The organism is Listeria cossartiae subsp. cossartiae (assembly GCF_014224155.1).
Classification (GTDB): Bacteria; Bacillota; Bacilli; order Lactobacillales; family Listeriaceae; genus Listeria; species Listeria cossartiae.
Genome location: NZ_JAASUI010000001.1, coordinates 202,635 through 229,091, shown reverse-complemented (window position 1 = coordinate 229,091; position 26,457 = coordinate 202,635). Strand labels below are relative to the sequence as shown.

Annotated in this window: 35 protein-coding genes; 1 reads left to right on the top strand and 34 read right to left on the bottom strand. The window is 31.2% G+C overall.

Annotated elements, in window-relative coordinates; genetic code table 11:
- Positions 1–60: 60 nt before the first annotated feature.
- Positions 61–906 (bottom strand): SDR family oxidoreductase, encoded by an 846-nt coding sequence (locus HCJ30_RS01135; RefSeq protein ID WP_185390633.1) that lies wholly within the window; start codon positions 904–906, stop codon positions 61–63.
- Positions 907–1,013: 107 nt separating this feature from the next.
- Between HCJ30_RS01135 and HCJ30_RS01130 the strand changes: the two genes are divergently transcribed.
- Positions 1,014–1,481, top strand: coding sequence for an Rrf2 family transcriptional regulator (locus HCJ30_RS01130; protein WP_512698564.1), 468 nt, complete (start codon positions 1,014–1,016; stop codon positions 1,479–1,481).
- A gap of 46 nt (positions 1,482–1,527) precedes the next feature.
- On the opposite strand, the gene HCJ30_RS01125 is transcribed toward HCJ30_RS01130, so the two are convergent.
- From HCJ30_RS01125 to HCJ30_RS00965, 33 genes are all read right to left on the bottom strand, one after another.
- Positions 1,528–2,379, bottom strand: a complete 852-nt coding sequence (locus HCJ30_RS01125; RefSeq protein WP_260444408.1) for a hypothetical protein — start codon at positions 2,377–2,379, stop codon at positions 1,528–1,530.
- A 439-nt stretch (positions 2,380–2,818) separates the two neighbouring features.
- On the bottom strand, positions 2,819–3,208 hold the full coding sequence (locus HCJ30_RS01120; RefSeq protein ID WP_185390630.1) for a DMP19 family protein: 390 nt from the start codon (positions 3,206–3,208) through the stop codon (positions 2,819–2,821).
- Positions 3,209–3,678: 470 nt separating this feature from the next.
- A complete protein-coding gene (locus HCJ30_RS01115; protein ID WP_185390629.1) occupies positions 3,679–4,377 on the bottom strand; it encodes a HEAT repeat domain-containing protein in 699 nt (232 codons plus the stop codon).
- 24 nt (positions 4,378–4,401) lie between these two features.
- Positions 4,402–4,989: a hypothetical protein gene (locus HCJ30_RS01110; RefSeq protein ID WP_185390628.1), complete on the bottom strand. Its 588-nt coding sequence runs from the start codon at positions 4,987–4,989 to the stop codon at positions 4,402–4,404.
- Between the two features lie 846 nt (positions 4,990–5,835).
- Positions 5,836–6,501: a hypothetical protein gene (locus tag HCJ30_RS01105; RefSeq protein WP_185390627.1), complete on the bottom strand. Its 666-nt coding sequence runs from the start codon at positions 6,499–6,501 to the stop codon at positions 5,836–5,838.
- Between the two features lie 33 nt (positions 6,502–6,534).
- Complete coding sequence (locus tag HCJ30_RS01100; protein WP_185390626.1) at positions 6,535–6,891, bottom strand: hypothetical protein; 357 nt, start codon at positions 6,889–6,891, stop codon at positions 6,535–6,537.
- An 86-nt stretch (positions 6,892–6,977) separates the two neighbouring features.
- A complete protein-coding gene (locus HCJ30_RS14255; protein ID WP_260444407.1) occupies positions 6,978–8,021 on the bottom strand; it encodes a hypothetical protein in 1,044 nt (347 codons plus the stop codon).
- A gap of 335 nt (positions 8,022–8,356) precedes the next feature.
- The gene (locus HCJ30_RS01085) at positions 8,357–8,629 is read right to left on the bottom strand and encodes a hypothetical protein (protein ID WP_185390625.1); all 273 of its coding nucleotides are present in this window, start codon (positions 8,627–8,629) and stop codon (positions 8,357–8,359) included.
- A gap of 38 nt (positions 8,630–8,667) precedes the next feature.
- Positions 8,668–9,051, bottom strand: coding sequence for a hypothetical protein (locus HCJ30_RS01080; protein WP_185390624.1), 384 nt, complete (start codon positions 9,049–9,051; stop codon positions 8,668–8,670).
- A gap of 67 nt (positions 9,052–9,118) precedes the next feature.
- Positions 9,119–9,538 (bottom strand): hypothetical protein, encoded by a 420-nt coding sequence (locus HCJ30_RS01075; protein WP_260444406.1) that lies wholly within the window; start codon positions 9,536–9,538, stop codon positions 9,119–9,121.
- Between the two features lie 148 nt (positions 9,539–9,686).
- Positions 9,687–10,382: a hypothetical protein gene (locus HCJ30_RS01070; RefSeq protein ID WP_185390623.1), complete on the bottom strand. Its 696-nt coding sequence runs from the start codon at positions 10,380–10,382 to the stop codon at positions 9,687–9,689.
- 73 nt (positions 10,383–10,455) lie between these two features.
- Positions 10,456–11,025: an Imm26 family immunity protein gene (locus tag HCJ30_RS01065; protein WP_260444405.1), complete on the bottom strand. Its 570-nt coding sequence runs from the start codon at positions 11,023–11,025 to the stop codon at positions 10,456–10,458.
- Entirely contained in the window at positions 10,979–11,158 is a 180-nt protein-coding gene (locus tag HCJ30_RS14250; protein ID WP_260444404.1) for a hypothetical protein, read from the bottom strand. The genes HCJ30_RS01065 and HCJ30_RS14250 overlap by 47 nt, the downstream gene beginning before the upstream one ends.
- A gap of 245 nt (positions 11,159–11,403) precedes the next feature.
- Positions 11,404–12,114, bottom strand: coding sequence for a hypothetical protein (locus HCJ30_RS01060; protein ID WP_185390622.1), 711 nt, complete (start codon positions 12,112–12,114; stop codon positions 11,404–11,406).
- 268 nt (positions 12,115–12,382) lie between these two features.
- Positions 12,383–12,607, bottom strand: coding sequence for a hypothetical protein (locus HCJ30_RS01055; protein ID WP_260444403.1), 225 nt, complete (start codon positions 12,605–12,607; stop codon positions 12,383–12,385).
- 199 nt (positions 12,608–12,806) lie between these two features.
- Positions 12,807–13,361 (bottom strand): hypothetical protein, encoded by a 555-nt coding sequence (locus HCJ30_RS01050; RefSeq protein ID WP_008946856.1) that lies wholly within the window; start codon positions 13,359–13,361, stop codon positions 12,807–12,809.
- Positions 13,362–13,615: 254 nt separating this feature from the next.
- The gene (locus tag HCJ30_RS01045) at positions 13,616–14,305 is read right to left on the bottom strand and encodes a HEAT repeat domain-containing protein (RefSeq protein WP_185390621.1); all 690 of its coding nucleotides are present in this window, start codon (positions 14,303–14,305) and stop codon (positions 13,616–13,618) included.
- Positions 14,306–14,466: 161 nt separating this feature from the next.
- Complete coding sequence (locus tag HCJ30_RS14245) at positions 14,467–14,634, bottom strand: hypothetical protein (RefSeq protein ID WP_260444402.1); 168 nt, start codon at positions 14,632–14,634, stop codon at positions 14,467–14,469.
- Between the two features lie 1,012 nt (positions 14,635–15,646).
- Positions 15,647–16,225, bottom strand: coding sequence for a hypothetical protein (locus HCJ30_RS01035; RefSeq protein ID WP_185390620.1), 579 nt, complete (start codon positions 16,223–16,225; stop codon positions 15,647–15,649).
- Between the two features lie 77 nt (positions 16,226–16,302).
- Positions 16,303–17,427 (bottom strand): hypothetical protein, encoded by a 1,125-nt coding sequence (locus HCJ30_RS01030; RefSeq protein ID WP_185390619.1) that lies wholly within the window; start codon positions 17,425–17,427, stop codon positions 16,303–16,305.
- Positions 17,428–17,986: 559 nt separating this feature from the next.
- The gene (locus tag HCJ30_RS01025; protein ID WP_185390618.1) at positions 17,987–18,544 is read right to left on the bottom strand and encodes a hypothetical protein; all 558 of its coding nucleotides are present in this window, start codon (positions 18,542–18,544) and stop codon (positions 17,987–17,989) included.
- Positions 18,545–18,814: 270 nt separating this feature from the next.
- Positions 18,815–19,084: a hypothetical protein gene (locus tag HCJ30_RS01020; RefSeq protein WP_045553162.1), complete on the bottom strand. Its 270-nt coding sequence runs from the start codon at positions 19,082–19,084 to the stop codon at positions 18,815–18,817.
- 184 nt (positions 19,085–19,268) lie between these two features.
- On the bottom strand, positions 19,269–20,057 hold the full coding sequence (locus HCJ30_RS01015; protein ID WP_185390617.1) for a hypothetical protein: 789 nt from the start codon (positions 20,055–20,057) through the stop codon (positions 19,269–19,271).
- A gap of 87 nt (positions 20,058–20,144) precedes the next feature.
- A complete protein-coding gene (locus HCJ30_RS01010; protein ID WP_185390616.1) occupies positions 20,145–20,735 on the bottom strand; it encodes a hypothetical protein in 591 nt (196 codons plus the stop codon).
- Positions 20,736–20,806: 71 nt separating this feature from the next.
- On the bottom strand, positions 20,807–21,199 hold the full coding sequence (locus tag HCJ30_RS01005; protein ID WP_260444401.1) for a hypothetical protein: 393 nt from the start codon (positions 21,197–21,199) through the stop codon (positions 20,807–20,809).
- A 129-nt stretch (positions 21,200–21,328) separates the two neighbouring features.
- Positions 21,329–22,033 carry a HEAT repeat domain-containing protein gene (locus HCJ30_RS01000; protein WP_185390615.1) on the bottom strand — a complete coding sequence of 235 codons (705 nt, stop codon included), beginning with the start codon at positions 22,031–22,033 and terminating at the stop codon, positions 21,329–21,331.
- A 55-nt stretch (positions 22,034–22,088) separates the two neighbouring features.
- Complete coding sequence (locus HCJ30_RS00995; protein WP_185390614.1) at positions 22,089–22,709, bottom strand: hypothetical protein; 621 nt, start codon at positions 22,707–22,709, stop codon at positions 22,089–22,091.
- 25 nt (positions 22,710–22,734) lie between these two features.
- Positions 22,735–23,091: a hypothetical protein gene (locus HCJ30_RS00990; protein WP_185390613.1), complete on the bottom strand. Its 357-nt coding sequence runs from the start codon at positions 23,089–23,091 to the stop codon at positions 22,735–22,737.
- A gap of 39 nt (positions 23,092–23,130) precedes the next feature.
- The gene (locus tag HCJ30_RS00985) at positions 23,131–23,487 is read right to left on the bottom strand and encodes a hypothetical protein (protein ID WP_185390612.1); all 357 of its coding nucleotides are present in this window, start codon (positions 23,485–23,487) and stop codon (positions 23,131–23,133) included.
- Between the two features lie 120 nt (positions 23,488–23,607).
- Positions 23,608–24,054, bottom strand: a complete 447-nt coding sequence (locus HCJ30_RS00980; RefSeq protein ID WP_185390611.1) for a hypothetical protein — start codon at positions 24,052–24,054, stop codon at positions 23,608–23,610.
- Positions 24,055–24,141: 87 nt separating this feature from the next.
- Positions 24,142–24,576, bottom strand: coding sequence for a hypothetical protein (locus HCJ30_RS14240; RefSeq protein ID WP_185391606.1), 435 nt, complete (start codon positions 24,574–24,576; stop codon positions 24,142–24,144).
- A gap of 73 nt (positions 24,577–24,649) precedes the next feature.
- Positions 24,650–25,207, bottom strand: a complete 558-nt coding sequence (locus HCJ30_RS00970) for a hypothetical protein (RefSeq protein ID WP_185390610.1) — start codon at positions 25,205–25,207, stop codon at positions 24,650–24,652.
- Between the two features lie 421 nt (positions 25,208–25,628).
- Positions 25,629–25,985, bottom strand: a complete 357-nt coding sequence (locus tag HCJ30_RS00965; RefSeq protein WP_041176303.1) for a hypothetical protein — start codon at positions 25,983–25,985, stop codon at positions 25,629–25,631.
- Positions 25,986–26,457 lie beyond the last annotated feature (472 nt).

The window sequence follows — 26,457 nt, the reverse complement described above, 5'->3', positions numbered from 1 at the left end:
AGTACCGGGTTTTTCAGACATAAAAAAAGCCCACCTCAATCAAGGTAGGCTGTTTCATTATTATTTCAACAATTCCCGAAGCGCATCCACGCGATTCGTTAATGGTTTTCCTAGTGCATTTTCAAAATCATCAGAAGTAACATCTAATTGGTCGTTCTTAATATCATGTTGGAACGATAAAAACATTTCTGCGACTGGTTGTGGCATGCCAATGGAAACTAGATTTTCCACGAAGCCTTTATCATCAGAAGCGATAACATCGAAATCTTTTCCGGTAGCTTCTTTTAATACTTCTGTAAGCTCAGCATACGTCATCAGTGGGCCAGATAGTTCTAAAATCTCTGGGAAGTCTGCGCCCGCAACAGCCTTTGCCGCTACTTCTGCATATTCACGTTTGAGCGCCCAGCCAACTTTACCGTTTCCAGCTGCATAAACAAATTTTCCAGCATTCAAAGCGCCGCCAATCATTGGCATTTCATTTTCAAAATACCAGTTGTTGCGTAAGAAAGTGTGATCGATTCCCGATTTTTCAATTACTTTTTCGGTAAAGAAATGATCTTCTGCTAATGCGCTTGTCGATTTATCTGCGCCCGCGAAACTTGTGTAAGCAATGTAAGAAACGCCCGCTTCTTTTGCTGCATTTACCACATTTTCGTGCTCTACTTGACGATTTCCAGGAGCACCCGATACAAATAATACGCGGTCGATGCCTGCGAATGCTTGTTTCATTGCTTCTGCATCACTATAATCGCCAATTCGGATATTAAATCCAGCCGCTTTTAAATCCGCGCCTTTTTCTTCACTACGAACTAAAGCATAAATTTCAGATGCTGGAACTAGCTCTTTCAAATAATTTAAAGCATATCCTCCAAGTCCACCTGTTGCGCCTGTTACTAAATAAGTCATTTAAACCACTCCTTCAAAATTTTATGCTGTACATTTATAATTTACACCTTTATAATAAACATTGTGATAAGATAAGTCAAGAAGAAAACTTGAAAGGATTGAAAAAAATGAAATACTCCATCCAATTTAGTGACGCTATCCATATTTTGGCTTATATAGAGATTTTCAAAAATACGAATTTATTATCGAGTGAAATTATTGCTGGTAGTGTAAAAACAAATCCTGCTAATATTAGAAGAATTATGAGCAATTTAAAAAAGGCGGATTTAATCACTACGCAAACTGGTAAAGCGAATCCCATTCTTGCCAGACCGCCAGAAGAGATTTCGCTACTTGATGTTTATAAGAGCATCGAGGGCAACACGAATATAATCCATGTTGACCCAAAAACCAACCCTGATTGCGTTGTTGGTGCTAATATCCAGCAAGTTCTTACGAGTAAATACGATTTGCTACAGAAAAAACTGGAACTTGAAATGGAGCAAATAAAGCTAGATAGCATTGTGCATGATATTTCTGTATTGGAAAGTAAAGATCGTCCGCAAAATATGGAGATTTTAGAGAAGTATTTATAAAAAAAGGACCTAATCCATTGAAATTGGATTAGGTCCTTTTTATAAATTAATTTTGAAGTGAAGTAAAAGAGGCAGCTTTTTTCTTTAAAATATCTAAAAATACTTGTTGATTAGAAATAGCGTTACCTGGTAGTTGAACTTTGCCTAATTTCTCGGTTGCAAGTACACAAATGAAGTCAAATTCGTGATTTCTTTGCGCATTTTTAATGATTGTATCGTGTTTATCATAATGGATTTCTACCATTAACTCTTCCCAGTTAAGCATCGTTCCATCTAAGGAAACACCTTCTTGAGTAACGAGAATTTTTTTATCATTAGCAACTATTAATTGATCTAGTTGCGCTGATTTTGGTGTATTTAATGGATTATTTGTTAGCTTTTTATCTAATTTCTGGTAAAAAGCTCTATAATCACTAGGAGCTAAGAAATTAAATGATAGCTGATTTTTTTCATTAAGCGCCTTCTCATTAGTAGCAATTAGTTTTGGTGCGACTTTTGTCAGGAAATTTTCTAGAAGTTCCCCGGATTCGCCCACTCTTGCTGGGATATAAATCCAGTTATTTGTATTTTCCGCGCGGTAAAGCACATTGTTCACTAGCTTTAGCCCTGGAACGCGTAACATTTGAATTTCTTCTATATTTTCGAAAGGAATAACCCCTTCTGATTTCCCTTTAAACAAGGATTCAATCCCATTTTCATGTAATTGGAAAGCTCGAGCATAAACGGTACTTTTCACACGGATTGTAAGTAAAATCCCTCCGATGAAAAATAGTGCTGCACAAACGCCAATCCCCATTACTATAAGTTGTTTTACTGAGTCTGTTACATCGAGATAACTCCCCATGTCTGTAGGTGTTGTAGGCATTGCATTTACTTTAAAAGTAACAAATATCAACATGACTCCAATTAATAAAATGACAAGCGCTAAAATCATTGCGCCTATATTAGTCCGGTGTCGTTCTTGGTAAGTTTTGATAATGTTCCCCCCTAATATTTACTTAAATAGCGCCATGATGATCCCTACAATAAAAAGACCAATTACAAAACCAGCAATAGATTTCCAACCGCTTTTTTGTTTCATTATGTTTCCTCCGTTTCTCTAGATGTATTGTGAAACTTTCATTTTAAGTCTTTTATAAAATACCATACAAAAAGCCCGAAATCAACGTGATTTTTGAAAGGATTTATATTTAATTTTCCAAAAAATTTACAAACTGGATTTTATTCTTATAAAACATTGGCATTCCAGTCATTACCAAAATTTGCTCTATACACAAAATCGACATGTTCGGATAATAGATAAAAAAAGAAGACAAGATTTGCCTTCTTTTGGTATTTTATTCTTCAAGTAAAATATTGGAATAAGAAGCTTCTTCACCTAATGGGTATTTATCTGAAATATTATCTAAAAACTCCCAATCTTCATCACTTAACTTAGAAATAACCGTAGAATAATCATCTAAACGATTAATTTTTTTAGCCCATGTAGCAAATGCTTGGACTAACTCTAGATTGGCTTTATCACCCAGTTTCGTATATGCCTCTATTAAAAGATCCAACATTTCTGCATTAACATTAAAGTACGTTAATAAAAAACCATCCATCGGCACGTAATCTTCATAAATATATTGTGCGACGATTAATTTTTCACCGTGCGTTAACGGTTGGGCTTCCTCATCTTTCTTTAAAAAGCTTTGAGCTAATTCTGTGAATTCTTCGTATGTCATTTGTATAAACCTCTTTTTTATTTGATTTTAAGCCACGAACAAGAAATCTTTTACCAATGCGGCTACAAAAAGAATCAAGCAAATAAAATATAAAATACATAAGAAGTATATAATCTTTTTGCTATTATAAGTAACCCGTTTGGAGCATAAAACAATAAAAATTATCACTATCGTAAGTGTGTAAACCGCTATTACACTCAACAAAAACGTAAGCATTGCCTTCCTCCTAAATTATCCTGTAAAGAAAACAAATGTAGACAAAATGATGGCACCTACTACCGTAAATATGTAAGGCATACATTTGAGTAACTTATTTTTCTTCCCTTTATATTTATCAAAGATGATAAGGCATAAAGTATTTATTGCTAAAAATTCAAGCGAGATTATCATTTTCAAGAATATCACGGTAAGAATAACCTCCTTTTGGGATTAAAGTTAAATCAGGCATAAAATCTATCTTCCCCTCAGCTTTATTCTCTTTTAATCTTCTCCAAAACAATTTCTGCTTTTTCCTTGACTGAAATTGGAATATCCCGCTTTAAAAGATTTTCAATACTTAATAGTATAATTTCTTTATTAGCTTGGTCGATACAATCCTCTAAAACACTCAAGCTCCTTATTACCGTCAAATGATAGCTATCGTCTAGCAAAGCAATGATATTAGAAAGCATTGCTTCTTCGCCAAGAAAATACAGTGAAGAATAAATTCCCACTTTTGCAAAAGAGTCCGTTTCTTTATCTAACTGCTTTTCCAGTAGTATCTTCGCGTCATCAGTTCCCACAAAGCCAATTGATTCAGCCGCAAAACACCGTACACTCGGGTCATTTTCTTTCAAAGCTTTCTCTAAATAAGTAAGACTTTCTATTTTAGCTAAGTTTCCTAAGATTTCTATAGCACATATTTGAACTAAATCATTGTCATCCGTTGTCCCTATCAGCGCTGCTTGAAAAACCGCTTCGCTATCAAAATAATATAAATACTCATAGGCAAATATTCGAGCATTCTCATCGTCATTATTTATACTAGCTAGTAAGATTTTCTCCAATTCTAGTGGCGCCGCTTCAAGATTCAACTCAGCTATCAAACCCTCTGCCGTTTCATAATCAAACGGTTTTTGCTGGGTAATAGTTTTAATTTCATCAAGAATTTTTTTCATTTCTTTAAGCATATAATCACACCTCCAAATGGATTCTCACTGTCGCTTCCATCTGCGCACAATTTTTTTCAAAATGCTTTCTTTTTCCAACTCTTCATCCAATCTACAATTTATAATATGTTTAAAATAGCTCGAAAACTCCGAGTCATAGCTAAAATTATCTTCCCCGTACTGAATAAGTTGCTCTCTGTTTGCTCTTTTCCATTTCAAAGATTCTTTTTCAGGTAAACCAAAAGAAGTTAAAAAGACATCATCCCGGTTATTTATTGCTACATTACGAAGCATTTCCTTTCCTTTCGCTTCAAGCTCCAAATAATTATCATTTACCTCAAAAAAGATTGGATTAATTTCCATGCAATAACCCATTATCCAGTCAACCTCTGTAATATTTCCCAGCTTGCTAATGCCAAAATCATACATGTTTTTTAACTTATCGCCTTCCGTCTCATCATCTTCCACTTCATACATATCAACCAGCATATCCCATCTAATATAAAATGCCCGCACAAAATAACGAATATCCTTCTTATCAGACATCCAGGTATTATAGCTATAATCTAATACCTCTTGAACCTTTTCCTCAATCTCCAACCGATCTAGCTCTTCCCATTCTAAGTTTATCATAACCGCCCTCTTTTCTGTGTATGCTGATTTTTATAATATAAAAGCTATCGTGAACAAATAAATGATATAGCAGCACAATAATATACCCCATACCATCGAAATAACAATCATTTTGCAACTTTTTTTCAGATAACATAAAATCCACAATGCTATGGTAACTACTAAGCTCAGCAAGGTTAGCGCTAATAATAAATTGTTACTGAATGCTTCATTCCAGACTACAAATAAAGCATATGAAAGAGAAAGTCCACAAAATATAATTCCTGCACAAATCACATAAACAAAATTCTCCTTCCACCTTGTCTTCAAATCGTCATTAAAATCTCGATAAACTATTAATGTGTAACTCGAAAATAATGCTACTAAAACACAAAGTAGACTTATCATTATATTCATAAACGCTGCTTTCTCCGTACTTTGAACTAATAGAAAAAAATGATTGAACAAAAAGACAATATAAAAAGTCATCAACGCGCACCAAATAATCGTCAAAATTATCATAATGTTACTTTTCTCACTTTTATTAAATATGTATAGAAAAATACTAGTAACTATTACAAATATAATCATCTGATATATCGTAGCATTGTCGCGCACTTCCCACGGGATAAAGAAACCAAAAGAAAAAACAGCAGAATAACAGAGCTCTAAAATGCATAATATCGATATAGCTGTTGAAACTAGCTTGGGCACTTTACCCGCTAGTTGTTTTTCCGTTCGAAGCAATAGCACGCTAGAAAATACGATTAAAGTGCATAAAAGACTTCCTAATACTTTAGTTAAGAAAATAATGCTGTTCACTTCCTTTTTTGTTAAAAAAAGCCAATAAGTATTCAACTCCAATTTTCAATTCACTTCAACCTTATACACTAAACCTTTTCTTTGCTTGTGTTCCAAAATCAGGTTGTTATTATCTAACCATTTAATTCTCCCTAGATACTGGGAAAATACTGCTGGGTTAGGTGAATCACTGATTATTAATTCTTTTTTTATTATTTTTCCTTCTTTATTAAAAATGACAATATGTATGTCTGCTTTATACAATCCATGTTCAATGTAAATTTGTGCTTTTTGCTTTCTATTCGGACTGGATTTTGGTTTTTTATAATAGTAATTATTTTGATAGTTTAATTCTTTTACTTTTTCGTATGCCTCTATAAATCTAGTTTTATCTAGGCTCAAATCACAACATGCTTGCACAGCTCCTATTTGAAGCAATTCTAAAATAATCTTTTTCTTGCTTGAATCAGTCTCATCATTAAACTGATTTAAATCAAAAAATGTATTTTCAAAATAAACTCTATAGATATCATCGAGATGATGTGATTTATCTACCTTTTTCCCAATTGGTATACAATTTATATCAATACAAGAAGTCTCTTTTGTCATCATTGGCTGAAATGCACCTGAATACATTTCTGAAATACAATAACTTTGACTATCAAATGACATTACTGGATTCTTTTCTTTATCATAATCAAATCCAACAGAAAAATAGCTTAATTTTTTCATATTTCATCTCCAATGTTTTATTCTAGGTAACCCTTACGGATGAACAAAAGTCAAAACCACATAAGTTACATATGTAAATAAATTAACTACCGTTAGAACTAATACGCATATACCTATTAAAACTTCTGATTTTACTCGCTTACTTACATAGTTCATGAATATATTCGCTAAAAGTAGCCCTACTTCAATTAGCAATACAATGTACATATATGTGTGTACTTCTTCTACACCAGAAATAAGTAAACCTGTTCCAACTGTAGACAATCCAACTATTGACAAGATTGCGATTACTTTTCCGAGAAAACGCTCCTCTTTTTTTATCGTAAGTCCACCAACTAAGAAGCCTATAAAAGTTATAATGTTAATTAAAATATTTAAAATAAAATCCATTTCCCACTTCAACTCTCTTTTTTTGTTAAACAACTTATGAATAAATACGATTTTGATATAGAATAAAAGTCATCTACCCTAGTTAATTACACCAGCTCTAATATAGACATATCTGCCGAATACGCTATTAACTCACTCGAATCTGATAAAATGACAATTAACGGAAAAAATGATAACAATTCGGCTCTTAAATTGTCTTTCGTTGGCATTTCACTAAGTTTTAATTTATCTATATCCTTAGAAAAGTCACTATCTTTTTCTGCTAAAAGATACTGATCATAGTTAGAACCCTCATCAAATCGCTCTTCCTTTTCCTTATAAAAATTAGCATATGTCTTTCTAAATCTAGTTTCCTTTACACGGACTGATTTATCAGCTGAATCATCGAATTTATGGGACAAATGAAATTGATAGATATCATAATGAAGAATAAGCCTCTTCATTATTTTTTGAATATCTTCATGAATTTCTTCCAGACATTCCTCTCGATTATCGTATGCATCCGCTGTTGTTATGCCTTTTAAATAGATCATTTTTCTAACCTTTTGCTTACAAAAAAATATTTTGTTAAACGTTTTTAAATATTTTCGATTACCTTTTTCAGTCCACGCTGACCAATCTTGAAAATGTTCGGTAAACTGTTCAACTGTCATACTTTCTAAATTTAGGAATGAGTCAGATTTTACAAATGTTTCCTCCGTGGCTAAAATAACGAAATTAAATTCTCTAACAAAATATAAGCCCCAATTACCTGCGTTAGAAAATAAACACGCCTCCTCAAACATTAAAAAGAACGTATTTTTCACATCCTTAGATTCATTTTCCAGTATATCAATCTGTTCGATGATTTTCTTTGGCTCAAGCGAAATAGGGATTTCAGCTACCGTATAGTCCATATTGTTTTCAGGAACAGTAGTAAAAAACAAATGCTGGTCATTACCATCAGCCAGATTTTCTAAAATCCATTTCCAACCAATTTCTTCATCAAAATAATCCATATCATATACGTAGAAATTGTTGAATTTACGATTAAATACGTTATGGGGTAACCAATTTTCCAGGCTAAACATCCCAGTAAATTGTTCATTAAAGCTTGCATACGGTTTCTTTTTCAGCTCTACCTTCTCCAATTAAATATCCCCTTTTCTGCAGTTTTTTCTAGTCAGCATCATTAACAATATCTACCAAATCTTCTCTAAACCATAGTTATTTGGTCTTTCACTAATCTTGCTAAAAATACTTTTCTAGAAAAGCATTCCAAATTACCTAATTAAACAGTTCCTTAATCGTATAATACTCATAAAATCCAAAAGTTATGAACACAACTATAAAAACGGTTATTATATATGTATTTTTGTATTTTTTAGGGATATTATCTGAAAAAAATAGAAAATAGATTAAAACTAGTATATTTACTATTAACAGTATGATTAATATATCAGGCATAATTAATTTCTCCTCAACTTCAATATAAAAAAAATGAACTAATTAAAATACTTACAAACATAATAATACAGGTGATTTCAAGTGACTCTTGGATTCTTTTCTTTAATTTCATTTTGCCAATTAAATCAGATAACATAAAAATATTTGCAAGCAGAATTAACCCCACACTAACTTCTATAATGGATTTAGCCCATGATGATTCCAACAAATAATATGCTATTACTGTAACTATTAGCAAAAAAATTACGCCTAATTTGAAATATTTCCAAGATTTGTGTTCTTTATTCGTCATTGTCTTTCTCCTAACTCATTGAGGTTTGTAGTAAGTTGTTAGACACCCAATATAATTACGCTAACGCCTAGCTCGATTGCTCTTTCTAGCCATGATTCTATGCTGCGAACCAAGATGGACAACGACCGAATACCCGCATCTTTTTCTGCCATACTATCCGAAATTGCTACCTTATCTCGCTCTTTCAGCTTATTTATTAAATTATCTACTTCCTCAAAACTAAAATGATTCTCGCCAAACATGCTGAAATCCTCTTTACTCTTTTCAAAATCATCAAGTAAATATTCAAAAATATCGCTATTAACATAATACGAATCTTCATCCCAAAAACCTTTTTTGGCGGAACTATATTTAAATTTTACATACATCGTTCCTTCTAATTGATTTTTTCTTAAAAACAATTCATTATCTATTTTTTTCATAAGCAATCATTTTCCCGCCTCTAATATTGTTTTACCACTAGAAAAAACGAAACTTCTTTTTCTATATTTAATGATCTAGTTGTTTACTTATGATTATAACCGAACTTCCATCATAATCCGACATGACCAAGAACTCGTCCTTGCCTAAACTTAACTTCATTTTCCCCACTACCTTATTTCTTTTAAAAAGAGTGTCTTTCTGTAAGTAGTGCAAAATTCTGTCTAGTTTATGCCCAGATATAATATACACAAGAAAGTTCGAGTTACCTAAAAGTCTGAAAACAAATAGAACTTCATCGATTTGCAGATTATCTGTTTGGATATTCTGAATTAATAACAGCTTCTTACCTTCATAAGAAATCTCCTTCATTTCACTATCTGGAAACTTCTCGTTCAAATCTTCTCTATCAAAAATGCCAAATTCTAACAGTAAATGAATAGGTTGGCTTTTATTTGCAATCATATTTCGTAGGTCATCATCTGACATTTCATCGTTGTAACTAGTTTTTATTTCTTCCTGATTTTCTAGTGTGAAAATGCTGTTTTCTATAATTTAGACTCCCTCTTTTCTAGTTGACGTATTCTTTTCGATTTCTTAATCATACTTCATCTGACTCAAACCATCTTCCACTATTTCAATAAGTTTTTCCCCTATAGGCTTCCACCATATATCCTTCATTAGCTGAAATAGAAAATGTATGCACTTCATTCTTAATATACTTATGCCTCAATTCTACTGTATCATTATTTAACCACGTAAGTTCTCCCAATATGTCTAACCCCATACGCCCTGGGTGCTTTAAAACCATTTTTTCTTTTAGCTTAACTTGTTTTTTTCTATCTTCAATGAGTATATATGCCTCCGTCTTTTCAATTCCCCAATTAATTTCCACATAGGCTCTGAGCTTTCTATCTGGACTAGATTTAGGCTTCTTCCAAATAAAATGATTTTTAAAGTTTCGTTCCTCCATCGCCTTAAATACCTGTTCAAAAATCCTTTTATCTAACGCCAAAATTCCCGTTGCTTTCTCTAAGCCATTTTGCAGTAATCTTACAAGTTGTTGTTCTTTCTCAAATTCATTTAATTTATTGAATTCCGACACATCATATTCGATAAAAACATCTAGAAATGTAGAGATTATCATTGGATTTTCCATATTTTCTTTTATCGCACAATTAATATTAATAACACTAACGTTTTCAGTGCGAATCTTGCCTAATAAGCTGGAGAATAAATCTGTGATTGCTTCTGCCTGTATGTGAAATGTTTCTGAAAAAGGTATATTGCTAACATCTTCATCGCTGTATAATCTTACTTCTTTTAAATACATATTTCGCTCCTATCTTGCTCATCCTTCACTTGGCTCAAATCTTCTTCCTCCAGAGTTATAAAATCGACTTTCCTTAATATAAATCTTCTAAAAACCCCTCTATCCAAAATTGACCTGGGATTCCATATGGATTATTTATTTTTTTTGCTTCTTCATAATCAATTTTAATAAATTCTCCATTATTTGGATCACCCATACTTTTATAATATGTTATTTCATTTGGTCGTAAAACTCCCCCATCTTCTTTGCTCACATATTCAATTTTAGAAAAATCGTAATATAATGGTTGCATACTGGTTACTTTTTGCCACTCACCATTAAGTACTCCCGTAACTCCACAATGGGACAACATTAAGACATTATCAGAGATTAATTGCTCTTCTAAATCTTGTAATGATGCTTCTTTTTTGGGAAAAAAATCAAAAAATGCAAAGATATGATAAGGAATGTCCTCGTTTGGTCTCTCTTCTTTTACACACATTGCGTAACTATAGAGTTTCTCTTTATTTAAATATATTTGGAAAATGTCTCCAAGTGAGTACTTTGGTTTTAACGCTTTTTTCGTCCGAATAGAAACGCTTGATAGTTGTTTTTCATTAAATAATCTTAAATCTAAAGACAACGCTTGATAGTTGTTTTTCATTAAATAATCTTAAATCTAAAGACAACGCTTTATAAATTCTGTCCTTTAGCTCGTTTAATCCTTCCTCCGTCTCAATGTTATCAATATCTTTGGTTAGTATCAAATTTAATTTTGTAGTATCTTCTCTGTTCAATAGTATTGCCCCCTTATCTCCAATATTCCCATGACCCCGACATGTACTTTATATATCGGTTATCTTTAGTGGCAACTGGTCGAATTTTATTTCTAAGTTTTTTCTTGCCACCTAGTTTAAGATAATATCTATGCTCTAATCTTCTGACTTCATTATCATAAGTTTAAGTTGCATAGGGGTTTTATTATATTTTAATTTTTTTAGAATTCAAGTTAAGTATTTCTTCCTTTATCTAATTCGAGCTCTTAATCATACTTCACCTGACTCCAGCCCTCTTCCTCCATCTCAATAAGTTTCTTCCCTCTAAACGCACCCACCATATAGTCCTCAATTACATGTTGACCAAATAATCCATATGGATTATTTATATTTACGGCTTCTTTGTAATCAATTCGCATATAATTTCCATTATTTGGATGACCTACACTTTTAAAATAGTGCCGTTCATTAGGGCGTAAGATTCCTCCGTTTTCTACTTTAAGATATTCTAATTGAGCAAAATCCACTTGCCAATCAAAGGTTAAATTGGTTACTTTCTTCCACTCTTTGCGAATAATTCCCGTGTGACCTGAATCAGCGAACATAAAAATATTTTCTCTAGTTAATTTAGCTATTATTTTTTCAAGCTTCTCGGGTGACTTACAGAAATAATTAAAAAGTCCAAATACCTCGTAATACTCTTTTTCATCTTCCAATTTTAGTATAGCTATATAGCCATATACGTTTACTTCTTCTAAATAAATTTCGTACACGTCTCCCACTTGCATTTTTGGGCGGGTTGCTTTTTTTGTGCGGATGGAAACATTGGAAAGCATTTTCTCATCCCACCTGCGTTTATCTAGATTTAAGGCTTGTGTAATTCGTTCTTGAATGATGGAAATTTTTTCAGCATCATCTAAATTGGAAATATCCTTCAGTAATACTTCATGTAGTTTGATAAGTTCTTGATTAATCATGATTTAACCTCCGCTGTGGTTATTCTTCTTACATCTCTTATTCTTAGTTTATTTTTTTAATTTGTTCATCAAATCTTGTTTTACACTGCCTCCAAATCGCAGGGCTAGAATATCTTCTTTTTTTATCCAACAAGTCCCGTCTAATTGATCTTCGTCATCCACTAAAATGATTTCTAAACATTCATATTCCCATAATTGGAACCCTTTCCTCTTTCCGAGTCCTTATTCCTCTTCATTTGGATAGCATCAGCTTAACATATAAAATAGCTTAACTAAAATACTCTTTAATATTATCTTCTAAGTCTAATTTAAAACCATTTGCAATCTTTTCTTTCAACTTTTCTTGAAATGCTATAAATATTAATGAACGGTTCTTTTCATTCAATACAGCTATCAAATTGTTCATGGCTCTATAACTAGCCGTCATATCACTAGAATATAGGAGTTCAATAAGCTGATCCAAAGCGTAAATTTTGTCAGATTCATTAGACAACATATAAACCCCATATCTCTGTCCTACTTTTGCTAAATATCTACTTTGTTAGATTGAACAATATCAATTAATTGTTCCTTACAATTCATATCTCCTTGGAGCTCTGATAACTCTTACTCTATGGCTTGGATTCCTGTCTTTATTCACGCTTATCTTTCTTTTTTATTTTAGAAAAAAGCTTTTCTAAAATGCCTTTTTTTCATATTTCCTCATCTAAATCCATCGTAATTATTTCCTTAAAATAATCCGAGAAAAGTGAATCATAATTAAGGTTTGATTGCAGATAATTTGTAAGTTGTTCTTTATTTTCACTTTCCCATTTCACAAATTCTTTTATACTCTTTTCTCCAGCAGCATAATAAAAATCTTTTAAAAATACATCTTCTGGATTAGCTAATGTAGCTTCATGGAGATACTTCCTTCCTTTTAACCGGACATCGTCGTAATCCTCATCTTCCATAAAACACTCTGGATTAAGTGAGAGGCAATATCCGATAATCCATTTTACCTCTGTAACATCAAGTAGCTCTTTCTCCCCATAACTATACATATATCTTAATTTTTCATCTTGTTCTTCATTACTCTCAATATCAAAGTTATGAATTAGTAAGTACCACTTTAAGAAAAACGCTCTTACAAAGAAGCGAATATTTTTTTGATCTAAAATCCAAGCGTCGTAGCTAAATTTCAATATTTGTTCAAACTGCTCATCTACTTCTAAACAATCTAATTCTTTCCACTCTAGGTTTATCATGACTCTCTTACCTCTTTTCTATCACAAAACTTTATTTCCTTGCAATGACCTTCTAAATTATGTTTATCATTGCGCTATTTTTTTATGTTTTAGCGTAATGATTCTAAAAGGGCTACGGCTTCACACCCCTTCCCAAATAAAGCTACTGCAGTCACATCGAAAACTGGTACCATGATAATCTGATTATATTTCATTTGGATTTTTAGATATATCCTGATTCTCTTCACTAGGTTGTAAAAGTGACAAATTAGTTTTTACCAATATTTTAATGAACGAATACAGTTCTTTATTACGAATATATTTTCGTCATCCACTTCGATGTTTAAACATGCAGAAAGAGCCTTAATTATTTTTTCTCTTTCACGATTCTTTCCTATATCGCTTAGAGTATTAATTGTTACATATCGAGCTGCATCATCCGTTGAATTCAGTAAATGTATAAGCTCTTCTTCATAATAAGTCTTGCCTTCCTCTGTCTCACTTAGTAAAAACAAGGTTAAGTAACACCCAGATTTCACCACGTCACTGTTTTCATTTTCTAAATGTTTTTCCACATTCTCTATTAATTCATAAGACCTCATGTCTCCAATATTTAAAATCGCAAAATAGCGAACCCACTGATCAACATCGTTTAAATGCGCTATAAGTATAGGTTCTGCTTGCTTCATCCAGTGATAACCCACATACTCAAAACATTTTTCTTTAACTAAATTAGTATCAGTCATATGAGCCGTTACTAATTTCTTGATGCGTTTATGAGGGTTGGTTAGTAAAGCATCTATCGCAGCAGCTCGGATTTTTTCACTACTTGATTCTAATAAACTAACTAGCGCATTTTCGACTGTTTTTCCTTTTGCGTATTTGCCTAGTTTGGGTATAATTTTTAACATTTGAGTTTCATTTGGAGTGTTTTTTAATATTTGGAGTAATTGTTTCGCATCCAATAGGTTTCTCCTTCGTTCTGTTTTAGTAGTTCATTTGAAAAATCCCGCCAAGTCTATTCCTTTTGAAAATATCCCTATTGCTGTGGTATCTAAAACTGGTGCAATCACTACCATTCCATCCTCTATTTCTATATCTTTTACAGGCTTCAATTCCTTTTTTCTTAATACAAAAATAGTTTATTTTCATTTGGGGTAGCGTCTCCTTCTAAAAACAAGCGAAACATGTCTTTCTTTACATCCATAGATTTATCTGCAAAATTAACTTTTTTAAAACCATTCTTTTTAACCCCAGGTAATTCCTCATAAGAGCCAAATGGATCAACTAACAAATAAGCAGAACTCATAAACTCACCAAAAGTATCATAAATGTCTTGTAATTCTTACTCTGAAATATGTTCTGGATTTTAAAAAAATAAATATAATTGTGTTCTACTCCAGTAATGCTAGAGTCTTCTTGATAGGAGGGTAAATATTCGTCTTTTGTGATACATGATTGGTTTTTTCTATGATTTTTGACACCTCTTACCTATTTCCATTTGCTATTCTTTTTATACTCAAAGTAAAAGTGAAGAACTATACTTCTTGACCTTTTTTCTCTGCTTGCGTGATAATCTAAAGAAAATAATCTTCCCAGCCTGTTTCTTAAATTTTTCAATAATCGCGATTTAAAATATACCTACATATATTACAATATAGACATACATTAAAAACGAAAAAGTACAAAGTATAAAAGAAAATATGCCTTTATGTTTCATACTTTCACCATTTTTTTTGATTAAATATAATACTGAAATTATTACTAAATTAATTAAAACCGCAATAGAAACAATCACAATGATGCCCCCCTTAATACAATAGATATGAAGCAAATATTGTTATAATAAAAATACTTATTATATATGCTTCTATAAATTTTGATAGCCTTTTACCATTATCAACTATCTCTTTAAAAATAGAAATAATCCATAAAGTTTCAATTCCTAAAAAAACTGTAACAATAATGTATGTTACACTATTTGAAAAAAAGAAATTAATTATAATAGAAATAAAAATTAATAGTATCACCGTAAATATAAAGCTTTTTTGTTTGAACCAAGTCAATGTAAATTCAACTCCAATAATCGAGAATTTTAATACCTTCTAGTAGCGAGCGTATATAGATTGCCCTTTTTTTATTTTTAACATCGATTATAGTACCTCCTTAGAACCCAAATTTCATAATCGAAATACACTATTAGGTCCTTTAATATGTAAATTTTCTTGTTTTCATGCACTCCCCTAAAAGATTCCCATCGCTCTGAAAATGATACTATTTTAGCCGCATCCTTATCTTAAATTATGCTAAAAGTAATTCTCCAGAAAAACATCTATAAATTTTTCATTATAATTTTCCATCAAATTTTTTGTACTTTTATCTATTTTTTCAATTGGAACCATTAAATACTCTTCTAAGAACTTCTCTTTGGTGTATGGTGCTTTTGAAAAGTCGTTTAGAGAAATGTTACCACTATATACAGCTAAAATAGCTAAATGCTCTTCTAAATCAAAATAACTTATCCAATCCCCACTTATATCAAACATGCAACCTTGCTCTAAAAAAATAGTTAGCTTATTGTCGTCCCATAGTTGTCGAAAATTTATTTTGTTCATCCTCGCATTGATGTACATATATTCATTAGCATAAATGTTATTATATTTGGGAAGCCATAGCACCTCATCACCATCAGCTTTTTTAGTAAAACCAAGTAAATACTGTACGTTTTCATCTAAGAAACCCCATAAATCAAAGACATAAACTTCATTTGGTTCAAGAAATATTTGATCTGGTATTTCAGCCTCCACATGAAACTTGTTCTGAATATTATTATAAAAACTTTTCAATTCTACTACGTTAGATTTCTTTAACATTTGATTTTCCATTAGGTCCCCCCCTTGACATAAGTAAGCTATCGTTTACAGTTCTAATACTAAAAAATACTTATTATTTTTCATCTTAGTCATCCCTTTTTATAATTAGCTATAAGTTCTGTTAGAAATTTCTTCTCATCTTTCAGCCATGGACCCCATTCTTCTCCTGGATTCGCCGCGAACAACTCTACTTCTTTCCAATTTTCAAGCGGATTTTTGATGGAAAGAGATTTTTTAATTGCCAAAATACTAATTTCACTCTCTTTATCACCAAAAATAAAACAGTCGGAATTAAAGTACCAGTATAAATAATCAAAAGCCACAAAATCCATTTTTCCTGTCTCGCTACACCATAAAATTTCACCATATTCCTTTTCCGTTATATCTATACTTAATTCAGCATATGGAACATCTATTTGTTTTATCTTTTTAAAAATAAATTTTCTTATAGTTTCATAATAAGAATGTGGCGTAAACAACCTGACACTTTCTTGCTTAAGCAGTTGTCCAATTTTATTTAAGTCGTTTATGAAGTCATCGTCATAACAATGAAAGAAATCGGTAAAATAAAAATCATATAACTCCGGCTTTTTAAAAATTTGTTTTGGTAATTCCGCCTTATAGTCAACTAAGTACCCAATCTCATTTCTCAAATTTTCATTATGATCCTCAATCAATCGAGATTTTGCTCCTGTTCCTTGTGCAGTATCCAGTAATTCTGTATTAGTAATTTGTTGAAAAAGCCGCACCAAATCTATCCCTTTTGAAAATATGCCTATTGCCCTAACATCTAGTATAGGAGTGATAACAACCATGCCATCTTCTAATTCGACTTGTTTCCTGCAATCTAATTCTATTTTTTGTTTAAATAAAAATAGCCTATTCAGATATGGACTATAATATCCTTCTATAAACAAACGGAACATTTCTTGTTTAAGTTGTTGCGATTCACCCTGCAAGATAACCTTTTTATATCCACCTATTTCGTCTCCTTGTAGCTCTACATATGAAGAATCTTCATCATTCAAGAAATAAGCAGAAATCATATATTCACCAAAAGCATCGCAAATATCATATACATCTTGCTCTAACGGTTTTTCTGGGTCTTTAAAATAGTAAATATATATTTGTTCTGCTCCGTCGATTCCCATGTCACTTCCATACTCAAGCACGTCTTCAGCTCTGACAATCTCTATTTGTTCTCTATTTAACATGTGGTTCACCTTCTTTTTTTAGAAAATAATTAGTCCTAGACAATCAGCTAAAACATCCAATATTTATCACCGTTTTTTATAAAAATAAATCGCCTATCCGTATTGTAAAAAATACGCCCAAAGCAAACACTAACCAAAACAAAACTTTGCTCTTTTTCTGCTCTAAATTAAGACAAGTTATTAAACAAATAATTACTAGAAATATATAAATTGTTAACAGCAATTGAATAATCTCCTATCTATGTTGTAACTAGTTTTTATTTATTCTTGATTTTCCAGTGTGAAAATGCTTTTTTCTAAAATGTAGACTACCTTTTTCTCCTAGCTGAAATACGATTTTGAATTTTTTCAAATTTAGGCTATTATCCAGAACATAATAAGTCCTATAGAAGATAAAACTATGCCAAGCCATGCCCAAATATATGCAATTACTTCTTTGCTCGCCTTTCCTGCAATATAAAAACATATACCGAATATTAACATGCTTAATATAAGACAACTTAAACCAATTAGAATATTCATTTCCTAGCTCCCCGCTGAATTCGTTGTGCTATATCATCTAAGAAAAATTTCTATAATTCTTTATTAATACATTACTGAATCTCTTTTTAATTATTTCGACAGAGCAATACTCCTCAACCTCATACCAACTAACATCCACATCGAGCTTTTTATCAATGGCTAATACGGCTATTTCTAAATATCCATTAGCTAAAATAAAAATTTGCTCAGATGGAAAATACATAAAAAAATGAATGAGCGCGTTTTTTTCCATTATATTATCAATATCTAAATCATTAATAATATCACTGTCGCTCTGAGAAAAGTCTATTTTCCGTCTTAACTCTAAACTTATTTTCCACTTCTGCAAAAATTTCTTTTCTTCCAAAATTTCACTGATATAGGCTTCCTTATCATGCGTCTTTTCAACAAACTGTTTTATCATCTTGATAAAATCCTCATCGTCTATAGAGATAGCCTCTGGTTCTTCAAAATAGTAGTTGTATTTATTTGGTTCGAAAAATATTTGTTTTGGTAGTGTTTTTTCAACATGAATGAGTTTGTTTATTCTTTCTTCAATCTCAAAATCGGATAAATTATACATAAAATCATTCATTCCCTCATTTTAAATTTTACACTATGTCTATGATTATTAAATCTCAATCAAAAAAGCTATCAAAAATTTACTAATTAAACAATCCCTTAATAGCATAGTACTCATATAATCCAAAAATCATAAAAATAATCAAAAAAACGGTCATTATATATGTATTTCTATATTTTTTAAGGGTATTATCTGAAAACACTTGGAAATAGATTAAAATTATTAAATTTGCTATTAACAGACAGATTAAGACATCAGGCATATTTAAGTTCTCCTTAGACTTTAATATAAAAAAAATGAACTTATAATAACAATTACAAACATACTTATACAAATAGTTTGAAGATAACCTTGAATTTTTTTATTTTTATTCATTTTTTCAATTAAATCAAATAACATATATATATTTGCAAGCAGGATGAAACCTACACTAACCTCGATGATAGACTGAGCTCCTGGTAACTCCCATAAATAATACACAATTACCGTTACTACTAGCAAAAAGCATAAACTTAACTTAAAATATTTCCAAGATTTATTTTTTTTATTCACCTTATCTCCCTCCTACTTGTAATTCCTGCTCTCACATACGACCAGCTCCAGTAATGCCAGAGTCTTCTTGATAGGAGAAAAAATATTCGTCTTTTGTTATACATGATTGTTTTTTGTCTAACATTATTTTCTCCCTATAAAGGATTATTTATTTTTAATGCTATGTCTTCCCTATAGACTTTCTTCAAAGTTTAGAAAGTTGCACAATGTTGAATTCATTTTCACTTTCTAAAACCAATTCACTATATCCGATACTTATGGAGGATGCCTCATCATATACTTTTTTATCTATAATGATTTCTTCCTTAATTTCCATACTTTCATCTACCTGGTAAATACGGTTCCGATAGCAAGCGTAAAAGTTATCTCCCACACTCAACAATCCGTCCACAGTATAATTTATTACGACTTTATTCCGAACTTTTTTAGATGTTAAATCATAGTCTAAAGTGAAGTCATCACCATTATCTTCATAACACAGTATCCGTATAGTTTTATTATTACAGCTCATTGTATGTACATCAATGAGTGTTTCTAAAATGCTGTCACCCAAGAGCGCAGTAATTTCTCCTGTAAATATATCTATTTTAATGAGCCCTAATTGAGCTATGGGTAAATTTTTCTCACTCCCAAACATACCTTCTTCTAAATAAATAACATAAGTTGCATCATTTAAGACGAGAAAATCCGCCACACCTTCTCCCAATGTATATTTAAAATGCCTCCCTATACATGAAATCAATAAATAATTGTAAACACCATCATGACAAAAAATACAAACTTTCTCATCAGACAATTTGACATCTTTAACTTTGAAATACCGATTGGAAATTATTTCATCATTTATTTCACATAAAATTTCTTCCCCAGAAAAAAGTTTCAAACAGTCTTTTTCTATTCGGAAATTAAGCACTTCTCCTCCAGTTTCTTTAAAAGCGTAAATAGATTGTGCTTGTTTTTTTATTTTTAGCATAGTGTCTACCTCCTTCTTAAACGGAACTTACTTTACCACTTGGATGGGCCTCAGATTACTGGCTTTATTCATGCCTATCTTTCTTTTTCAGTTTGAAAACAGCTTTTCTAAAATGCCTTTTTTTCGCATTTTTTCACCAAAATCCATTGTAACCATTTCCTTAAAATAATCTGAGAAAAGGGAGTCATAATTAAAGTTTGCTTGCAGATAATTTGCCAGTTGTTCTCTGTTTTCACTTTCCCATTTCACAAATTCTTTTACACTCTTTCCTCCAGAAGCATAATAAGAGTCTTTTAAAAATACATCTTCTGGATTAGCTAATGAAGCTTCGCGAAGATACTTCTTTCCTTTTAACCGTAAATCATCGTAATCCTCTTCTCCCATAAAACATTCAGGATTAAGTGAGAGGCAATAGCCCATAATCCACTTTACTTCTGGAATATCAAGTAGTTCCTGCTCCCCATAACTATACATATATCTTAATTTTTCATCTTGTTCTTCATAACTCTCAATATCAAAGTTATCAATTTGTAAGTACCATTTCAGGAAAAATGCTCTTACAAAAAAGCGAATATTCTTCGGATCTGAAATCCAAGCATCATAGCTGAATTTCAAAATTTGTTCAAGCTTTTCATCTACTTCTAACCGATCTAATTCTTCCCACTCTAAATTTATCATGACTCTCACTCCCGTTAAATACACATTCCTCTTCTCATTAAAACTATTTCCATTTTGGCGAATTTTGTATATTAGATACCTAGTATAATTACAATAACGTCTAACTCAATCGCTTTTACTAGCCAAGCCTCTAACCTCTGAACCAAGTTGATTAATGAATTTATTATTTGTATTTTTTCAATGTATTTATCTTCTTTAAAACTATTTTTGGTAATCTTATCTGCAATTCCTTCAAGGTCTATCTTTTTTAGACTATTTATTAAATTATCTACTTCCTCAAAGCTAAAATAATTCTCGCCAAACATACTGAAATCCGCTTTACTTTTTTCAAAAACATCAAGTAAATATTCAAAAATATCGCTATTAATATAATACGAATCTTCATTCCAAAATTCTTTTTCAGCGGAACTGTATTTAAATTCTACATACATTGTTCCTTCTAATTGATTTTTTCTTAAAAACAAGTCATTATCTATATTTTTCTTAATTAATTTCCCGCCTCTAGGATTGTTTTATCATTTGAAAACACTTTCCTCATCCCATTAAAATCTGGTCTATTCAACAGCATTACTCCTTTTAGCATATGAAATCTCTCAACTAAAATACGCTTTCAAGTTATCTTCTAAGTCCATTTTAAAACCATTTTCAATCTTTTCTTTCAACTTTTCTTGAAATGCCATAAATATTAAAGAACGATTCCTTTCATTCAACACGGCTATTAAATTACTCATAGCTCTATAACTAGCCGTCACATTGCTAGAATATAGGAGTTCAACAAGTTGATTCAAAGCGGAAATTTCATCAGATTCATTAGACAACATATAAATTCCGTATCTCTGCCCTACTTTTGCTAAATCATCTATTTCTACTTTGTTAACTTGAACAATATCCATTAAATGTTCCTTACAATTCATATCTCCCAAAGCTTCTGCTGCTGTACAGCGAACTCCAGCGTCTATGTGTCGAAGCAAATTCTTGATATAAGGAACTGCTTCCAAATACTCATACTCCGCCAGCAATTCTATGCAACTCATCACGACAATGTCTTCATCATTTAAATGTTCTATCGCTTTTTGAGCTATTTCTGTATCTTTAATTTCACACTTTGCTAAACCTTCAAAAGCAATACAACGAATTAGCGGACTTTCATCATCTATATATGATTTAAATAATTTTTCTAGTTGACTATTTGTTGGATATTCTTTCAATTCTTCTAAAATATTGCTCAATTCATCTACATCAGAAAGACTATGAACTTTTCCAAGCAAATCGTGATAATTCATATCATTATGAACCATTTTATCCTCCTATGATATTCATTCATCAATAATTATTTTGCGTCTATTCCCGCGTTTATAATTTTTCTTTTTTATTAATTTTTTCTATCTTTGAAAAATAATTTTCAATAAACGGATACGTAATTAAACTATTAATTCTTTTAGATTCGTTTACTCCTGCTCTTTTATTTTCATAGTCTTCGGGGAACTCCTCAAAGTCACTCAAAAATGTAGCTTTTGTATACCGTTTTGCACTAATCTCTGACTCTACATTAATGTCTTGGTTAAAAACGCCCACCACAACAACTTGTAATTCTATTGAAAAATGTATAATCCAATTTTTATTTTCATTAAAAAGGCAACCATAATCCAATAATTGAAATAAAGTTGATTCTTCCCACAATTCTTCAAGAAGAGAACCAACATTCGCTAAACTATCCTTTAAATCTAGTTTCAAAATCGGGATATTTTTAGGAACCTCAATATTAGGTAACCACCATATATGTTTTGCGCTTTTCAGTCTAGACAGATGAATTATATCGGTTAAGTTTCCATCTAAGAACTCATCCATTTTATAAACAAAGGTTGCAACTGGATGTTTGAAAACTTGCTTCGGTACTGTAACATCAGCATTGTAGAGAAAATCAATCATCATGTATAATTCTTTTAATTCTTGAGTAGTAACTTCTATTTTCATATTAACCTCCTACTAAGGCTCTTGTTCAATAAATAAAACTCGCTATAACATAATAAATATATATTCCTAAAGCGACTATACCTAATATTGCTGATAGGATAGATAAAATTGTAGACTTTCCTTTACGTTTACTCCATAAAACTAATATGAGTTCGATGCACAAAATAATTATTTGCACTACCAAAATCACATAAATATATGATTTCAGGGTTTCACTACTGCTTATGAAAATGCCTGTTCCAACTATCATAATCCCCGCAAAAAGTATGCTTGCACCTATTTTTCCCAAGATACCTTTAGTTTTTTCTGAGAGAAGCAGCGGAATGAAACAAATTGCAAATGTAATAAAATTTATTGATACATCGATAATAAATTCAATCATAATCGTTTCCTAATTTCCTCCTTTTATAGCGACAGTTTTTCAGTAAAAAACAAAAGTCAAAACCACATAAGTTATATAAGTAAATAAATTAAATATCGTTAGAATTAATACACATACACCTATTAAAACTTCCGATTTTCCGAATTTACTTAAATAATTCATGAATACATTTGCGAAAAGAATCCCTATTTCAATTACTAATATAATGTACATATATGTATGCATTTCCTCTACACCAGACAGAATTAAACCTGTTCCTACTATGGCCAATCCAGCTATTGATAAACTGCCAATCACTTTTCCCATTAATTGCTCCTCTTTTTTAATTGCATTTCCACCAACTAAGAAGCATACAAAAGCTATAACATTAATTAAAACATTTAAAATAAAGTCCATTTTTCATTCAACTTTCTATATTGTTATTACGATTCTTTATTAACTTTTTGGTCTTAAATGCTCCAAACTTTAAATGCTCACTGAGATTGTTTTTGATTTCCCACTTTATCCCTCCTGAATCTATATCAGCTCTAAATTCGATTTTTCCATTGAATACGCCATTAACTCACTTGAATCTGATAAAACGACTAATAATGGAAAAATGGATAACAATTTGGCTCGTATATTTTCTATCCTTGGTATCTCGCTATGCTCTAATTTATCTATCTGCTCAGAGATGTCGCAATCTTTTTCTACTAAAAAATACTGGTCATAGCTAGATCCCTCTTTAAATCGTTCTTCATCCTCTTTATAAAAATGAATATATGTCTTTTTAAATCTAGTTTGTTTCACACGGACTGATTTATCAGCAGCTGCCTCGAAATTACGGGAAATATGAAATTGATATATATCAAATTGAAGAATTAGCCGTTTCATTATTTTTTCAATATCTTCATGAATTTCTTCTAAATATTTACCTTGATTATCATAAGCACCCGCAGTAGTTATACCTTTTAAATGAATCATTTATCTGTGTTTCTCCAATTCTTTTTTAGTTTGTTCGATGGAATGGTGTATTTTTAATAACATAAATTTGCCTCACATATTTCACGGCTATAAAGCTAATTCATCAACTAAAAATTTCAAATCTTTTGCATAGAAATTGATTACTTCCCCTTCTAGAATCTGGTAAGTCATGATTGTATTTTGCACTAAAAAATATTCAATGTTTTCTCGTCTATTAAGATCTGACACTCCGCTAAGTAATGTCTTTATATCTACTCCTTTAGTTACAATTATAAATTTGTTATATTCCATTATTCCAGGGTTTTCCCTCATCGGCTCTGCCTTAAAAATGTTTAGAAAACGCTTAGGCTTTAATGGGAATGTTAGATCACTTCGCTTCTTTCTATCTACTGTATATTCATATATATCATATTTATCAAATAGTGGATTTACCACTGTTCTTATTTCGGGCATGATACTAAAATACTCTTGTTCTTTTTCATCATATGAATCCATGGTAGTCATACCTACACTGTATATCATGTTGTTTCTCCTCACGTTTTTTCACTGCATTTTGCAATAGGCTTTCTAAATTTTTTTCTTCCTTATTAATGAATTATTTTTTATAACTCTTCCATAAACGCTTCCTGAACTTCCTGTATAGCCTATCTTTCATTCCCAGATTCTCCACAGTCAAAAATGTTTTTACATCATACCAAGGAACATTGATATCAAGTTTTTTATCAATCGCTAAAAGGGCTGTGTCTGAATATTCATTAACGAAAAGAAAGAGTTGCTCAGAAGGAAAATACATATAGCAATATAAAAATATCGTTGTCTCCGTTATATGTTCAAAATCCAAATTTTCTACTATACTACCCTCTTCCTGTGTAAAGTCTATTACTTCCTTTAAATTCAAGATAGTCTTGCTCTTTTGTAAAAATTTACCTTCTTTCAAAATTTCACTAATATATGCTTTCTCATCCTGTGTAATTTCCACAATTTGTTTAATCATATGGATGAATTCTTTCGTATCCATATAAATAGCCTCTGGTTCTTCAAAATAAAAGTTATATTTTTCAGGATTAGGAAATATTTGTTCAGGTAAATTTTTTTCTAAACTGATAAGTTTTTTTATTTTAAATTCGACTTCATCACTAGTTAATTTGCTCATAAAGCCAACCTCCTTTCAAATGATGTCCATACCGACCAGCTCTTCATTTTTGAATACACAATCTGATACGATTTCGAATAGAAATTTTTTGCTTGGTTGAGATGTTTGGCGAGCAGTTCTGCGATGTTCAAATAGGTTGTATCAATTTCTATTCGATACACTGTTCCTAATGAAAAAACATCCCCTCCCTCATAACCATCAGAACGCCTTGCGCTAAACATGATGTCGTTCGTAGTAATAGCTTCAATGTAACCAGCAAAAAAATCGTCTTTGCGTGATGAACAAGTGACTACTTATTTAGTTGCTTCTTGACATTTTGAAGCAGTATTTCACAAAAACATTTTGCATCCAAGTTTATTTTTCATTAACCGCTATGACATAATAATTACTCGATTTTAGAATTCCACCTATAAGCCCTTATTCAATAAATAAAGCTCGCTACGACGTAATAAATATATACCCCTAACGCACCTATAGCTAATATTGCTGATAGGATAGATAAAATTGGAGACTTTCCTTTACGTTTACTCCATAACACTAATATAAGCTCGATGCACAAAATAATTATTTGCACTACCAAAATCACATAAATATATGATTTCAGGGTATAACTATTGCTTATATAAATACCCGTTCCAACTATTATAAGCCCCGCAAAAAATATGCTTCCACCTATTTTTTCCAAGATACCTTTAGTTTTTTCTGAAAGATAAAACGGTATGACACAAATTGCAAATGTAATAAAATTTATTAATATATGGATAATAAATTGAACCATGATAACCTCCTATAATGTTCATAATGTTTTTCTCTTCACTTTACAGAGCCCGCTGTAAATTTGAATAGAGATTAATATTGAGATTTCAAACGCTAATTCTTCTATAGTGACTTTCATTCCTTAAATGCCCAACCGAGGGACTAGCATTATACAATAAACTATAAGGGCTAGAAGGAAAATAATGATAGTTATATTGTTAAAAACGGTTTTACTGTTTTTCTTACTTCTCTTTTCATGGCCAATAATTAATATAAGTAGAAAAACAAAATATATTATTATCACGAGTAGCATATTATCCCCCATCCTTCTTAAAAGTAGATAGTTATTCCTGTAACCACAAATAAACTTAACAATAGTAATACTTGTATACATCTCGAACAGAAGTTGTCTTTCTTAAAATCTATAATAACTATGCACATTATAATTATGCCGATGAATTCCAAATCCATTATTAATTTTAAAATTGAATCCA

What these genes read in the sequence shown, in the direction of transcription:
- HCJ30_RS01070 (WP_185390623.1), bottom strand. Translation starts at nt 10,382, where the DNA reads ATGTATTTAAAAGAAGTAAGATTATACAGCGATGAAGATGTTAGCAAT.
- HCJ30_RS01135 (WP_185390633.1), bottom strand. Translation starts at nt 906, where the DNA reads ATGACTTATTTAGTAACAGGCGCAACAGGTGGACTTGGAGGATATGCT.
- HCJ30_RS01075 (WP_260444406.1), bottom strand. Translation starts at nt 9,538, where the DNA reads ATGTCAGATGATGACCTACGAAATATGATTGCAAATAAAAGCCAACCT.
- HCJ30_RS01000 (WP_185390615.1), bottom strand. Translation starts at nt 22,033, where the DNA reads ATGGTTCATAATGATATGAATTATCACGATTTGCTTGGAAAAGTTCAT.
- HCJ30_RS01060 (WP_185390622.1), bottom strand. Translation starts at nt 12,114, where the DNA reads ATGATTAATCAAGAACTTATCAAACTACATGAAGTATTACTGAAGGAT.
- HCJ30_RS00985 (WP_185390612.1), bottom strand. Translation starts at nt 23,487, where the DNA reads ATGGACTTTATTTTAAATGTTTTAATTAATGTTATAGCTTTTGTATGC.
- HCJ30_RS01100 (WP_185390626.1), bottom strand. Translation starts at nt 6,891, where the DNA reads ATGGATTTTATTTTAAATATTTTAATTAACATTATAACTTTTATAGGC.
- HCJ30_RS01085 (WP_185390625.1), bottom strand. Translation starts at nt 8,629, where the DNA reads ATGACGAATAAAGAACACAAATCTTGGAAATATTTCAAATTAGGCGTA.
- HCJ30_RS01105 (WP_185390627.1), bottom strand. Translation starts at nt 6,501, where the DNA reads ATGAAAAAATTAAGCTATTTTTCTGTTGGATTTGATTATGATAAAGAA.
- HCJ30_RS00990 (WP_185390613.1), bottom strand. Translation starts at nt 23,091, where the DNA reads ATGATTGAATTTATTATCGATGTATCAATAAATTTTATTACATTTGCA.
- HCJ30_RS01120 (WP_185390630.1), bottom strand. Translation starts at nt 3,208, where the DNA reads ATGACATACGAAGAATTCACAGAATTAGCTCAAAGCTTTTTAAAGAAA.
- HCJ30_RS01050 (WP_008946856.1), bottom strand. Translation starts at nt 13,361, where the DNA reads ATGATAAACCTAGAGTGGAAAGAATTAGATTGTTTAGAAGTAGATGAG.
- HCJ30_RS01025 (WP_185390618.1), bottom strand. Translation starts at nt 18,544, where the DNA reads ATGAATGATTTTATGTATAATTTATCCGATTTTGAGATTGAAGAAAGA.
- HCJ30_RS00980 (WP_185390611.1), bottom strand. Translation starts at nt 24,054, where the DNA reads ATGATTCATTTAAAAGGTATAACTACTGCGGGTGCTTATGATAATCAA.
- HCJ30_RS01110 (WP_185390628.1), bottom strand. Translation starts at nt 4,989, where the DNA reads ATGATAAACTTAGAATGGGAAGAGCTAGATCGGTTGGAGATTGAGGAA.
- HCJ30_RS00995 (WP_185390614.1), bottom strand. Translation starts at nt 22,709, where the DNA reads ATGAAAATAGAAGTTACTACTCAAGAATTAAAAGAATTATACATGATG.
- HCJ30_RS01080 (WP_185390624.1), bottom strand. Translation starts at nt 9,051, where the DNA reads ATGAAAAAAATAGATAATGAATTGTTTTTAAGAAAAAATCAATTAGAA.
- HCJ30_RS01015 (WP_185390617.1), bottom strand. Translation starts at nt 20,057, where the DNA reads ATGCTAAAAATAAAAAAACAAGCACAATCTATTTACGCTTTTAAAGAA.
- HCJ30_RS01010 (WP_185390616.1), bottom strand. Translation starts at nt 20,735, where the DNA reads ATGATAAATTTAGAGTGGGAAGAATTAGATCGGTTAGAAGTAGATGAA.
- HCJ30_RS01035 (WP_185390620.1), bottom strand. Translation starts at nt 16,225, where the DNA reads ATGGAAAATCAAATGTTAAAGAAATCTAACGTAGTAGAATTGAAAAGT.
- HCJ30_RS00965 (WP_041176303.1), bottom strand. Translation starts at nt 25,985, where the DNA reads ATGGTTCAATTTATTATCCATATATTAATAAATTTTATTACATTTGCA.
- HCJ30_RS00970 (WP_185390610.1), bottom strand. Translation starts at nt 25,207, where the DNA reads ATGAGCAAATTAACTAGTGATGAAGTCGAATTTAAAATAAAAAAACTT.
- HCJ30_RS01115 (WP_185390629.1), bottom strand. Translation starts at nt 4,377, where the DNA reads ATGCTTAAAGAAATGAAAAAAATTCTTGATGAAATTAAAACTATTACC.
- HCJ30_RS14240 (WP_185391606.1), bottom strand. Translation starts at nt 24,576, where the DNA reads ATGATATACAGTGTAGGTATGACTACCATGGATTCATATGATGAAAAA.
- HCJ30_RS01030 (WP_185390619.1), bottom strand. Translation starts at nt 17,427, where the DNA reads ATGTTAAATAGAGAACAAATAGAGATTGTCAGAGCTGAAGACGTGCTT.
- HCJ30_RS01125 (WP_260444408.1), bottom strand. Translation starts at nt 2,379, where the DNA reads ATGTTGATATTTGTTACTTTTAAAGTAAATGCAATGCCTACAACACCT.
- HCJ30_RS01130 (WP_512698564.1), top strand. Translation starts at nt 1,014, where the DNA reads ATGAAATACTCCATCCAATTTAGTGACGCTATCCATATTTTGGCTTAT.
- HCJ30_RS01065 (WP_260444405.1), bottom strand. Translation starts at nt 11,025, where the DNA reads ATGAAAAACAACTATCAAGCGTTGTCTTTAGATTTAAGATTATTTAAT.